Origin of the sequence: Amycolatopsis albispora, from assembly GCF_003312875.1 — a bacterium.
Lineage (GTDB): Bacteria > Actinomycetota > Actinomycetes > Mycobacteriales > Pseudonocardiaceae > Amycolatopsis > Amycolatopsis albispora.
Genome location: NZ_CP015163.1, coordinates 8,320,931 through 8,334,091 on the forward strand (window position 1 = coordinate 8,320,931; position 13,161 = coordinate 8,334,091).

6 protein-coding genes are annotated in these 13,161 nt (G+C 70.6%); 2 read left to right on the forward strand and 4 right to left on the reverse strand.

The window, feature by feature from the left end:
* The first annotated feature begins 1 nt into the window (after window position 1).
* Window positions 2-5,176 carry an SDR family NAD(P)-dependent oxidoreductase gene (locus tag A4R43_RS38985; protein WP_113696678.1) on the forward strand — a complete coding sequence of 1,725 codons (5,175 nt, stop codon included), beginning with the start codon at window positions 2-4 and terminating at the stop codon, window positions 5,174-5,176.
* A gap of 188 nt (window positions 5,177-5,364) precedes the next feature.
* On the opposite strand, the gene A4R43_RS38990 is transcribed toward A4R43_RS38985, so the two are convergent.
* From A4R43_RS38990 to A4R43_RS39005, 4 genes are read right to left on the reverse strand one after another with little or no spacing between them, the layout of a single operon-like run.
* Window positions 5,365-6,558: a cytochrome P450 gene (locus A4R43_RS38990; RefSeq protein ID WP_113696679.1), complete on the reverse strand. Its 1,194-nt coding sequence runs from the start codon at window positions 6,556-6,558 to the stop codon at window positions 5,365-5,367.
* Between the two features lie 11 nt (window positions 6,559-6,569).
* Entirely contained in the window at window positions 6,570-7,745 is a 1,176-nt protein-coding gene (locus A4R43_RS38995) for a cytochrome P450 (RefSeq protein WP_113696680.1), read from the reverse strand.
* A gap of 2 nt (window positions 7,746-7,747) precedes the next feature.
* Window positions 7,748-8,806, reverse strand: coding sequence for a DegT/DnrJ/EryC1/StrS family aminotransferase (locus tag A4R43_RS39000; RefSeq protein WP_113696681.1), 1,059 nt, complete (start codon window positions 8,804-8,806; stop codon window positions 7,748-7,750).
* 7 nt (window positions 8,807-8,813) lie between these two features.
* A complete protein-coding gene (locus tag A4R43_RS39005) occupies window positions 8,814-10,208 on the reverse strand; it encodes a glycosyltransferase (protein ID WP_113698175.1) in 1,395 nt (464 codons plus the stop codon).
* A 140-nt stretch (window positions 10,209-10,348) separates the two neighbouring features.
* Here A4R43_RS39005 and A4R43_RS39010 point away from each other — a divergent pair, with 140 nt between their 5' ends.
* Window positions 10,349-13,084, forward strand: a complete 2,736-nt coding sequence (locus A4R43_RS39010) for a helix-turn-helix transcriptional regulator (RefSeq protein ID WP_113696682.1) — start codon at window positions 10,349-10,351, stop codon at window positions 13,082-13,084.
* Window positions 13,085-13,161 lie beyond the last annotated feature (77 nt).

A 13,161-nucleotide genomic window follows, 5' to 3' on the forward strand; every position in this document is an offset into this window, starting at 1 on the left:
GATGCCCGACGAAGAGAAGCTCGTTGAATACCTGAAGTGGGTCACCGCCGATCTGCACGAGACCCGGCGGCGCCTCGAGGAGGCGGAGGCCGGCAGGCACGAACCGATCGCGGTGATCGGCATGGCCTGCCGCTTCCCCGGCGGGGTGTCCTCGCCGGAGGACCTGTGGGCGCTGCTGAGCGAGGGCACCGACGCGATCGGCGGCTTCCCGACCGACCGCGGCTGGGACCTCAGCGTGCTCGCCGGGGACGGCCAGGGCCAGAGCGCCACGCTGCAGGGCGGTTTCCTCTACGACGCCGCCGAGTTCGATCCCGGCTTCTTCGGCATCTCACCGCGTGAGGCGCTGGCGATGGACCCGCAGCAGCGGCTCCTGCTGGAGGTCTCGTGGGAGGCGATCGAGCGCGCGGGCATCGACCCCGTTTCGCTGCGCGGCAGCCGGACCGGCGTGTTCGCCGGCACGAACGGCCAGGACTACGGGCACGTGCTGATCGCGTCGCAGGAGGACGTCGAGGGCCACGCCGGCATGGGCACCTCGGCCAGCGTGATCTCCGGGCGGCTGTCCTACACCTTCGGGCTCGAGGGCCCGGCGGTCACCGTGGACACCGCGTGCTCGTCCTCGCTGGTGGCGATGCACCTGGCCGGGCACGCGCTGCGCAGCGGGGAATGCTCGCTGGCGCTGGCCGGTGGCGTCACCGTGATGACCACGTCGTCGAACTTCGCCGGGTTCACCCGCCAGGGCGGGCTCGCGCCGGACGGGCGCTGCAAGGCCTTTTCGGACAGCGCCGACGGGACCGGCTGGTCCGAGGGCATCGGCGTGCTGCTGCTGGAAAAGCTGTCCGACGCGCAGCGCAACGGGCATCCCGTGCTGGCCGTGGTCCGCGGTTCGGCGGTGAACCAGGACGGCGCCTCCAACGGGCTGTCCGCGCCGAACGGGCCGTCCCAGCGTGCGGTGATCCGGGCCGCGCTCGCCAGCGCCGGGCTGTCTTCGTCCGATGTGGACGCTGTCGAGGCGCACGGCACCGGGACCACGCTCGGTGACCCGATCGAGGCGCAGGCCCTGCTGGCCACCTACGGCCAGGACCGCGAGCGCCCGCTGCTGCTGGGCGCGGTGAAGTCGAACCTGGGCCACACGCAGGCGGCGGCGGGTGTCGCCGGCGTGATCAAGATGGTGCAGGCGCTGCGGCACGACACGCTGCCGAAAACCCTGCACGTCACCGCGCCTTCGTCCCATGTGGACTGGTCGGCGGGGAAAGTTCGGCTGCTCGACGAGCCGACGCCGTGGCCGGAGGCTGGTCGCGTGCGGCGTGCGGGGGTGTCGTCGTTCGGGGTCAGCGGCACGAACGCCCACGTGATCCTGGAGCAGGCGCCGCCCGCCGAGGTGACCACCGAACCGGCGACCGTGCGCACGGACCTGGTGCCACTGCTGATCTCCGGCAAGTCCGAGGCCGCGCTGGACGCCCAGATCTCGCGCATCCGGGAACTTTCGGACTTCTCCGCGGTTGACGTCGGTTACTCGCTGGCCACCACGCGCTCGCAGTTCGAGCACCGGGCGGTGCTGGTCGGTGACACCGAACTCGCCAGGGGCACGGCTTCACACCGCTCGCTGGCCGTGTTGTTCACCGGCCAGGGCGCGCAACGGCTGGGCATGGGCCGGGAGCTGTACGACCGGTTCCCGGTCTTCGCGTCTGCTTTGGACGAAGTGCTGGCGCACCTCGATGTCCGCGAGGTCATGTGGGGCGAGGATGCCGATGCGCTGAACCAGACGGGGAACGCGCAGCCCGCGTTGTTCGCCGTCGAGGTGGCGTTGTTCCGGCTGGTGGAGTCGTGGGGCGTCAAGCCGGACTACCTGGCCGGGCATTCGATCGGTGAGATCGCCGCCGCGCACGTGGCCGGGGTGCTCAGCCTGGAGGACGCGTGCACGCTGGTCAGCGCCCGCGCCCGCCTGATGCAGGCTCTGCCGACCGGCGGTGCCATGGTGGCGATCAAGGCCACCGAGGAAGAAGTCACCCCGCTGCTGACCGACACCGTGTCGCTCGCCGCGGTGAATGGGCCGTCCTCGGTGGTGGTGTCCGGTGACGAAGATGCCCTCGCCGCCATCGCGTCGAAGTTCGAAGGCGAGGGCCGCAAGACGAGCAAGCTCCACGTCTCGCACGCCTTCCACTCACCGCTGATGGACCCGATGCTGGACGACTTCCGCGCGGTGGTCTCCGGGCTTTCCTTCGCCGAACCGGAAATCCCGGTGGTGACCAGCGGTGACGTAGCCTCGCCGGAGTACTGGGTGCAGCACGTCCGTGACGCCGTGCGCTTCGCCGACGCGGTGGGCACCCTGGTCTCGAACGGCGTCGGCGCGTTCCTCGAACTCGGTCCCGACGGCGTGCTTTCCGCGCTGGCGCAGGAAAGCCTGGAGGACGCGCCCCGGCCGGTGGCGGTGGTCCCGGCCCTGCGCAAGGACCGGCCCGAGGAGAAGTCGCTGCTGACCGCGCTGGCCCGCCTGCACGTGAGCGGGGTCCGGCTCGACTGGCCCGCCTATTTCACCGGCATGGGCGCGAAGCGGATCGACCTGCCGACGTACGCCTTCCAACACCAGCGCTTCTGGCCGACCGGCGGCGCCCGCCCGGAGACCGGCCCGGCGCAGCTGCCCAGCGGCCGCCCGGAACTGTTCCACCTGGACTGGACCCCGGCCTCGGCCGAGCTGACCCCGGCCGGTGGTGCGCGGTGGGCGGTGATCGGCGCGGACGAGTTCGACATGGCGCACAAGATGTACGGCGCGGGCGAGACGATCACCGCCTACGGGGAGACGCTGACCGGCACGCTGGTCGACGGCGGTCTGGTGCCGGACGTGTTCCTGGTGTCGGTGGCCGGGCGGCTGGAGGCGGACGGACCGGCGTCGGTGCACGAGCTGACCGGGCGCGTGCTGAACCTGATCCAGGAAAGCCTGGCGGACCAGCGGTTCGCGAACTCGAAGCTGGTGTTTGTCACCAGTGGCGCGGTCGCGCTGCCCGGTGAGCAGGTGACCGACGTCGGCGCGGCCGCGGCCTGCGGGCTGGTGCGGTCGGCGCAGTCGGAAAACCCCGGGCGCTTCCTGCTGGTCGACCTCGACGACACCGAAACCTCACCGGCGGTGCTGCCCGCGCTGCTGTCCTGGGACGAGCCGCAGGTGGTGCTGCGCAAGGGAAGCATCCGCGTGGCGCGGCTGGCCAGGCTGGCGGAGGAGAGCCCGGCGCCGCGTGCACTCGACCCCGAGGGCACGGTGCTGCTGACCGGTGGCACCGGCGGACTGGGCAAGGTGCTCGCGCGGCACCTGGTCGCCGAGCGCGGGGTGCGGCACCTGGTGCTGGCTTCGCGGGGCGGCCCGCAGTCGCCGGGTGCGGCCGAGCTGAAGGCGGAGCTGTCCGAGCTGGGCGCGTCGGTGACGGTGGCCGCCTGCGATGTCGCGGATGCGGCGGCCTTGGCGGAAACGCTGGAGTCGATCCCGGCCGAGCACCCGCTGACCGCGGTGATCCACGCGGCCGGTGTGCTCGACGACGGCCTGGTCGGCTCGCTCACCCAGGAGCGGCTCGACGCCGTGCTGCGGCCGAAGGTGGACGCCGCCTGGAACCTGCACGAGGCAACGCGCTCGATGGACCTGCCGGTGTTCGCGCTGTATTCGTCGGTCTCGTCGGTGACCGGCGCGGTCGGGCAGGGCAACTACGCCGCCGCGAACGCCTTCCTGGACGCGCTGGCCGAGCACCGGCGCGGCCTCGGCCTGGCCGCGACCTCGCTCGCGTGGGGTCCGTGGGCGCAGGAAAGCGGGATGACCAGCGGGCTGAGCCAGGCCGCGATGGAGCGGATCATGCGCTCCGGCATGCCGCCGCTGACGCCGGACCAGGGCATGGCACTGTTCGAGGCGGCGATCGCGCGTGACGACGCGTTTGTCGTGCCGATGCACTTCAACGAGGAAGGCCAGCGCTCGCAGGGCGGCGCGGCCCCGCTGTTCCGCGGCCTGCTCGGGGACCCGGTGCCCGCGGCGGCGGAGAAGGCGTCGGTCACCGTGCTCGACCGGTTGCGCGGCATGGACCCGGCCGGGCAGCGGGACGCGCTGCAGGAGCTGGTGGTGCAGACCTCGGCGGTGCTGCTGGGGCACAGCGACGCCGGTGAGGTCGACCCGGAACGCGACTTCCTCGAGCTGGGCTTCGACTCGCTGATCGCGGTGGAACTGCGGAACCAGCTGTCCGAGCTGCTGGGCATGAAGCTGCCGAGTTCGGTGGTGTTCGACAACAAGACGCCGTCGAAACTGGCGGAGTGGCTGCAAACCGAGCTGCCCGCCGAGCGTTCCTCGGCGGTTTCGGGTGGCGCGCAGCAGCTGGTGGACCCGAACGACACCGTGCAGGGCCTGTTCATGAAGGCGGTGAACGAGGGCAAGGCGGTCGAAGGGCTGCGGATGCTGAAGTACGTGGCGCAGCTGCGGCCGACCTTCGACACCCCGGCCGAGCTGGAGGAACTGCCTGCCGCGGTGACGCTGGCGGAAGGCTCGTCGAACCCGCGGCTGATCTGCATCAGCGCGCCGGGCGCGAGCGCCGGGGTGCACATGTACGCGCGGATCGCCGCGCACCTGCGGGGCAAGCGGCACGTCTCGGCGCTGCCGCTGGTCGGTTTCGCGCCGGGGGAGAGCCTGCCCGCGACCACCGAAGCCGCGGCGCGCGTGGTCGCGGAGAGCGTGCTGGAGGCCAGCGACGGTGAACCGTTCGTGCTGGTCGGGCACTCGACCGGGGGCACGCTGGCCTACTTCGCGGCGGCGGTGCTGGAGCAGACCTGGGGCGTGAGCCCGGAGTCGGTGATCCTGCTGGACACGCTCAGCCTGCGCTACGACAGCAACGAGGGCATCAACTTCGACGCGGTGTCGAACAACTACTTCAACACCATGGATTCGCCGGCGGTGAAGATGAACAGCGCCCGGCTGTCGGCGATGGCGCACTGGTTCATGAAGATGACCGACATCGGGCTGCACCCGGAGGCGCCGAAACTGCTCATCCGATGCGCGGTGGAGGTCGACGGCACCGAACTGGAGACGGCGATGACGGAGGTGCCGATCCCGACGACCGAGGTCCGCATGATCGAGGCGGACCACATGGCCATGGTGAAGGAGTCGTCCCACCTGACCGCCGACGTCATCGAAGACTGGCTGGCGACCTTGTAGGGTCTGGACACGAATGTGGCTTTCGGAGCGGATTTCGCCCCGAAAGCCACATTCGTGTTCTCGGTGGTGGGTCGCACCGAACCGACTTGCGCCACCCCCGGCCGCGGCGGCCCCGATGTCACGAATGTGGCTTTCGAGAAGCCAAACGTCTCGAAAGCCACATTCGTGACACTTGCCTGGTGCGGCGATTACCAGGTGACGGGGAGGCCGCCGAGGCCGTCCGCCAGGCCGCCCCCGCGCATTTGCAGTTCTTCGACCGGGACCGCCAGCCGCAGTCCGGGCAGGCGCGTGAACAGCGCCGAGTAGGCCACCTGCAGCTGCACCCGCGCCAGCGGCGCGCCGATGCAGTGCCAGATGCCGTGCGCGAAGGTCAGGTGCGCGTTCGGCGTGCGTGTCACGTCGAAGCGTGACGGGTCGTCGAAGGCCTGGCTGTCGAAGTTCGCCAGGGTGAAGTCGATCAGCACCAGGTCGCCGGCGCGGATGGTGACCCCGCCGACCTCGATGTCCTCGCTGGCATACCGCGGCAGCGCCGAGCCACCGGCCTTCGCCGCGCGCAGGACCTCTTCGACGGCGGTGGCCAGCTTGCCCTGGTCGGACAGCGCCGCGTCGCGCTGGTCCGGGTTCGCCGACAGCAGCGCGACCCCGAGGTCGATGTGCGACGCGACGCTCTCCAGCCCGGCGAACAAAAGGTTCGCCGCGATCGGGCCCACCTGCTCGTCGGTGGCGCCGTTCTGCACCATCCGCGAAATGACGTCCTCACCGGGATTCTCCCGCTTGCGCGCGCCGAGTTCCGCGGCATAGGCGAAGATCGCGCCCATCCCGCCCTCGGCGCCGTCCCGGTCGTCCACGCCGCCCATCTGCTGCAGCGGCTCCAGGATCCGGTCGCGTTCCTCCAGCGGCACGCCGATCAGCTCGCACAGCACCAGCAGCGCGAACGGGAAGGAAAATCCCCCGTGCAGGTCCGCCGGTGGGCCCGACTCGACAAAAGAATCCAATGTGGACGCCGCGATCTCTTCGACCCGCGGCTTCAGGTTGAGCACGCGGCGGGCGGTGAAGTTGGGTGCCAGCCACGCCCGCGCCTGCTTGTGCGCGTCACGCGCCGCTTCGTGGTCCGGGATGATCAGCATGTCCAGCAACGGGTTGTCCACGTACCGCGGCGCCGACGCCGGGTCCAGGTGCGAACGCCCGATGCGCTCGTCCATCAGCAGCTGCTTGACCTCGGCGTAACGCGTCACCAGCCACGCCTCGTCCCCGGCGGGCGTGCGCACGCGGCAGATCGGCGCCTGCTCCTGCAATTCCTGAAGCAGGGTGCTCGGCCGCAGCCGCAGCAGGCCTTCCCGCTCCGTCGCCAGCGACGGCAGCTCGTCCTGCGAAGTTGTCATTCCCCAGTCTCCTACCAGCAAACGGGCAGGGCATGCAGCCCGAACAGCACACCGTCGTATTTGTAGGGCAGGCCTTCGGGAGCCTCGGCCACCTTGAGCGCCGGCACGCGCTCGAACAGCTTGCGGTAGGCCACGTCCATCTCCACCCGGACCAGGTTCTGGCCAAGGCACTGGTGCACCCCGTAACCGAAGGCCACGTGGTGCTGCGCCGACCGGCCGGGGTCGAACTCGCCCGGCCGCTCGAACATCGTCTCGTCGTGGTTGGCCCCGGCGACCAGCGGCACGATGCCCTCACCGGCCCTGATCAGCTGACCACCGATCTCCACGTCCTCCACCGCCACGCGCAGCGCCACCATGTCGGCCACCGAGTAGTAGCGCAGCAGTTCCTCGACCACCCGCTCGTCGCCGATCCACTGTGGATTGTCGATCAGCGTCATCGCGCCGAGCGCGATGTTGTTCGCGGTGGTTTCGTGCCCGGCGATCAGCAGCAGCATCGCGACCCCGGAGATCTCCGCCGGGTCGAGCGTGCCCGCCGAGACCAGCCTGCTGATCAGGTCGTCGCCGGGGCGCTTCGTCCGCAGCGAAATGAGCCGGTTGAGGTAACGCAGGATCTGCTGGCTGGCGTCGTCGCGCTCTTCGTCGCTGGAGCTGATGGTGACCAGGATCTGCGTCTTCGACTCGAAGAAGTCGCGGTCCACTTTGGGCACCCCGAGCAGCGACGAGATCACCAGCGACGGCACCGGCAGCGCGAAGTCGGCCACCAGGTCGGCCGAGTTCCCCTTGGCCAGCATGCGGTCCAGCACACCGTCGACAATGGACTCAACCGCCTCGCGCATCTCCTTGATGCGGCGCACGGTGAACTCCGGGATCAGCGCCTTGCGGAACCGGGTGTGCTCCGGCGGGTCGAGCGAGACGAACCAGCCGGGCACTTCGTGCGCCGACGGCGCGCCGCCGGTCCGGCCGGGCCGGGGAAAGCCCTCGCGCGACGGGTTGGAGCTGATCTTCGGCTCGGTCAGGACCTTGCGCACGTCCTCGTGCCTGGTCACCAGCCAGACCGAGCCACCGGTCGGCAGCGAGGCCTTGACCAGCCCGTCCAGCTTCCGGAACTGCGCGTACTCGTTGGGCGGGAACGGCTGCCCCGGCCGCCGCAGCATGAACGGGACCAGCGGCTGTTCGACACTCGACATGGTCACTCTTCCCCGTAGAACCCGCGGATCTTCCCGATGATGAAGTCCTGGTCCGGCTCGGTCAGTTGGGTGTAGGTCGGCAGGTACAGGCCGGTCTCGGCGAAGCGGTTGGCGTTCAGCTTCTCCCAGCCGTCGGCGAGATAACCCGGCTGGCGGCTCATCGGCTTGAAGAAGTACCGCGTCTCGATGCCCTCTTCGGCGAGGTACGCCATCAGCTCGTCGCGCCGGTCCGCCAGCAGGTCGTACATCCACAGCACGTCACGCGGCGGCATCAGCGTGATGCCGCTGATGCCCTCCAGCCCGGCGGTGTAGTGCTTGTCGATCGCGGCGCGCCGTTCGAGGATCTCGTCCAGCCGCTCCACCTGCGCCAGCGCGACGGCGGCCTGGAGATTGGTGAGGCGGAAGTTGTAGGCCAGCTTCTTGTGCAGGAAGTTGTGCTCCTTGCTGAACGCCATGCCGCGCAGGTGCGCGATCTGGTCGGCCAGCCGGTGGTCACCGGTCAGGCAGATGCCGCCCTCACCGGAGGTGATGATCTTGTTCGCGAACAGCGAGTAGCAGGCGATGTCACCGACCGGCTTCACGCCGTGTGCCTCGGCGGAGTCCTCGACCACCCGCAGGCCGTACTCGAACGCGATGGCCATGATCGCGTCCATGTCGCAGCGCCTGCCGTAGACGTGCACCGGCATGATCACCTTGGTGCGCGGGGTGACCTTGGCTTCGATCAGCGCCGGGTCCATGTTCAGGTCGTCACCGCAGTCGACAAAAACCGGGGTGGCGCCCAGATAGGTGACCGCCCACGCGCTGGCGATCATGGTGAACTCCGGCACCAGCACCTCGTCGCCGGGGCCGACCCCGAGCGCGCGCAGCGCGAGCGTCAGCGCGGTGGTGCCGGACGAGCAGGCCACCCCGCGGGCGACCCCGTTGTAGGCGGCGAACGCCTCTTCGAACTGCCGGACGTACGGGCCCTGCGAGGAGATCCAGTTGCCGGTGACCGCCTTGGTCACGTACTCCAGCTCACGACCTTCCAGCCAGGGCTGGGAAACCGGGTACTTGTAGCCCATCGTCGGTTCAGTCCTTCGCCATCGCCGGGAGGCCGAGGATCAGGTCGGCGGCCTTCTCGCGGCCGCCCGCTTCGCGCTGCAACCGGGAAAGCCGCTCGGCGCGCGTGCGGAAGGAGCTGTCGCCCAGCACCCTCGTCAGCTTGTCCACCACGTCGCCGACGTCCATGTCCCGCGGCCGGTCCAGGGTCAGGCTGATGCCGAAGGACTCGCCGCGCACGGCCTGGTCGTAGCAGTCCACCCACAGCGGCCGCATCACCTGCGGCTTTCCGAAGTAGACACCTTCGTTGTAGGCGTTGCCGCCGCCGTGTGAGAAGAACAGCTTCACGTTCGGGTGCGCGAGCACGTCGAGCTGCGACGGTACCCAGTTCTCGATCCGCAGGTTGCCGGGCAACTGGTCGGCGGGCGGCAGCCACTTCTGCTGCTCCGCGGGTAGTTTCCAGAGCACCTGGTGCCGGCCGTCGAGCCGTCTCGCCACCTCGACCAGGGCACCGACCTGCTCGGCGGTGAGCCGGGTGATGGTGCCGAAGCCCATGTAGATCACCGAATCCTGGGCCGACAACCAGTCCGCCAGCTCGGTGTCGTCGGATTCCGGCAGCGGTGGCACCATCGCGCCGACCGCGCGCACCTTCTCCGGCAGCTCGAACGGGTAGTCCAGTTCGGGAATGGTGTTGCACAGCACCAGTTCCGACTTCTCCACGCGGGCGAACTGGCCGAACGCCTCCGGCGCGATGCCGAGTTCTTCGCGGACCTTGGCGTCTTCGGCTTGGCGTGCCTTCATGTCTTTCGACATCGCCATGGTCAGCGTGCGCCAGCCGAACAGCTTGTTCCGCACGCGCTGCGCGAACGTGCCGTTGAACGGCAGGCCGGAATGCGGGATCGGGAAGCCCTTGGGGGTGTAGGACTTCCCGATCGGCACGTACGAGGTGAGCACGTTGCTCGGCACGAACGGCACGCTCAGCACGTACGGGATCCGCTTGGTGATGGCCAGTTCGATGCCGAAGCGGCACATGCTCTCGACCACCAGCAGCGCCGGGTCGATCTTCTCCACGGCCTCTTCGAGCTTGCGGTACTTCGGCACGCGCAGCCGCGGCTTGTCGGTCTGCTCGATGACCGCGCGGCGCGCCTTGAACTTCGACTTCTGGGTGACCAGGCGGTAGGTCTCGTCGTCCCAGGTGGTCGAGGACAGTTCGGGGATCGGGTCGCCGAGCGAGAAGAATTCGACCGGAGAGCCCGCGTTCAGGCCCTCGACGGCCGACCGGCGGTTCTCGTCGGTGGCGAACCAGAGGTTCGGGACGCCGCGCCGGGAAAGCTCCTCGGCCAGCACGAGCATCGGGTTCAGCAGTCCGCTTTCGGAGTAGCTGACAAACAGGATGGGGCGCTGACTTGGCTTCTCGGACGCCATGACCGGGAGCATGACGCACCGCCGGAGCCGTTGTCCTGGGGCTCACGGCAACTCGAGGAAAACCCCTAGTACCGGGGGTGTGCAGGGAGAATACATGATTCAGTGCAGTTGGCGGAGTACTGACACGAGGAGTGCGCGGTATGGCCGACTGCGGCGCCGGACTCCCCGCTGGGCTGGTCGAGCGCGAAGCCCAGTGGGCGCGCCTGACCGGACTGCTCGGCGCGGGCGGGCACGTGGTGCGGCTCACCGGGCCGGTCGCCACCGGCAAGACGGAGCTGCTGACCGCGCTGGCCGCCGCGGCCGGGCGGCCGCACTGCGGGGCGTCGTGCACGCGCGAGGAAAGCGCGCTGCCGTTCGGTGTGGTGCACCAGTTGTTCCGCGGCCTGGACCTGCCGCCGGACACCGCCGACCGCCTCCGCCGCGTCCTGGAAATCGGGGCGGGTGAGGTCAGTGCGCGGGAACTGGCCAGGGTGCGGCATACGCTGTGCCGGATCCTGCTCGACCGGGCGCCGGTCCTGGTCACCGTCGACGACGTGCAGCACGCCGACGCCGAATCGCTGCACTGGCTGGGTTACCTGCTGCGACGGCTGAACACCGCCGACGTCCTGCTGGTGCTGACCGAAGTGGACAGTCCGCGGTCCGGGCATTCCCCGCTGCACGACGAACTGGCACGCCAGGGTTGCGTGCACCTCGAGCTGCCGCCGCTGACCGAGGACGGGGTGGCCGCGCTCGCCGCGGAGCAGCTCGGCGGGCGGCGGGCGCGGCGGCTCGCGCCGAAGCTGTACCCGGTCACCGGCGGCAGTCCGCTGCTGGTCCGCGCGGTGCTGGCCGACCTGCCCGAGCAGCCGGGTGAGGTGGTGCCGGGGCCGTGTTACCGCGAGGGCCTGCTGAGCAGCCTGCACCGGTGTGAGCCGGAGGTGCTGGCCGTCGCCCGGTCACTGGCCGTGCTGGGGGACACCGCGACGCCGTCGACGACGCTGATGATCGCTGAGCTGGGCGGGTTGCCGGTGTCGGCGGTGGACTCGGCGATCGACCTGCTCAACGCCGCCGAACTGCTCGAACACGGTCAGTTCCGGCATCCGGAAGCGCGGGCGGCGGTGCTGGCCGACATGTCCGCCGACGACCGCCGGGCCCGCAGCCTCGCGGCCGCGCGCCTGCGGCACGACCAGGGTGCGTCCGCCGGCGAGGTCGCTCCCTACCTGCTCGACGCCGAGGACGCGCACAGCCCGTGGACCGTGCCCGTGCTGGTCGAGGCAGCCGACCACGCGCTGCGGGACGAGCGGATCGAGGAGGCCGTCCGCCTGCTCGACCTCGCTCACCGCGTCTGCCCGGGGCGCGGTGAACGCGCGGCCATCGCCGCGCGCCTCGCCCGAGCCGAATGGCGGGTCAACCCGTCGGCGGCGGCGCGGCGCCTGCCGCCGCTGGCCGCGTCGGCAGACCGGCTCGCCGAGCCGGACGCGCTGGCGCTGGTGCGGCAGTTGCTGTGGGACGGCCAGTTCACCGAGGCCAAGCGGGCGCTGGAAGCCGTGGAGAAGGCGGATCGCCCGGTCTCGCGGGCCGGCGAGGACGCTCGGGCGATGGAACTGTGGCTGGCCTGCTCGCACCCGGCGCTGGCGTCGCGGGGGCCGGTGCCGGTCGACACGGCCAGGCGCTCGCTCGACCTGACCACCGGGCCCGCGCTGAAGGCGACCGCGGCGCTGGCCGGGGTGCTGGCGTCCGGGCCCGGGGAGCAGGCGGTCACCGACGCGGAGCAGGTGCTGGAGGGCGCGCGGCCGAGCGACAGCGTGTCGTGGGGGCCGGAGACGGCGATGTCCGCGTTGCTGGCGCTGGTGTACGCGGACCGGCTGGAGGTCGCGCAGACGGCCTGCGAACGGTTGCTGCCGGAGGCCAGGACGCCGGTCAGCCGGGCGTTGTACGCGGCGGCGCGCGCGGAGATCGCGGTGCGGCGTGGTGAGCTGCCGGTGGCGGTCGAGCAGGCGCAGGCCGCGCTGGACCTGCTGCCGCCGACGGGGTGGGGCGTCGGCGCGGGCCTGCCGCTCGGTGCGCTGGTCACCGCGCTGACCCGGATGGGCAGGCACGCGGACGCGGCGAAGCGGCTGGAGCAGCCGGTGCCGGAGGCGATGTTCCAGAGCCGGCACGGACTGCACTACCTGGCCGCGCGCGGGACCCACTACCTGGCGACCTCGCGGCACTACGCGGCGCTCGCCGATTTCCTGGCGTGCGGGGAGCTGATGACCAGCTGGGGGCTGGACGTGCCGGGCCTGGTGCCGTGGCGGACGAGCGCGGCCGAGGCGTGGCTGCGGCACGGCAACCGCGACGAGGCGCGTCGGCTGGTCAACGAGCAGCTGGCGAAACTGGGCCCCGGCGGCTCGCGGACCCGCGGCACCGCGCTGCGGCTGCTGGCCGCGACGAGCCAGCCGCACACGCGGCCGCAGCTGCTCGCCGACGCGGTGTCCATTTTGGAGGAACACGGGGACCAGTACGAGCTGGCGCTCGCGCTGGCCGACCTGAGCCGGACGCACCAGGCGCTGCGGGAACACCGTCGCGCGTGGACCGTCGCGCGGCGGGCGTGGCACGTCGCAAACGCTTGCGACGCGGTGGAGCTGTGTGAGGAACTGCTGCCGAGCCGGTCGAAGCCCGAGGTCGCGCGGCGGCGGACCCCGGCGGCCAAGGGCATCGACGCCCTGACCGACGCCGAACGCCGGGTCGCCGCCCTGGCGGCGGTGGGGTACACGAACCGGGAGATCGCGAGCAAGCTGTTCATCACGCCGAGCACGATCGAGCAGCACCTGACGCGGGTGTACCGGAAACTGAACGTGAAGTACCGGAAGGACCTACCAGCCGACCTGCTCACGGACCTCGCCGGCACCGCCTGACCCTCGGCGCCTCCCGAGCACCCGCCGATGTCACGAATGTGGCTTTCGAGACGTTTGGCGTCCCGAAAGCCACATTC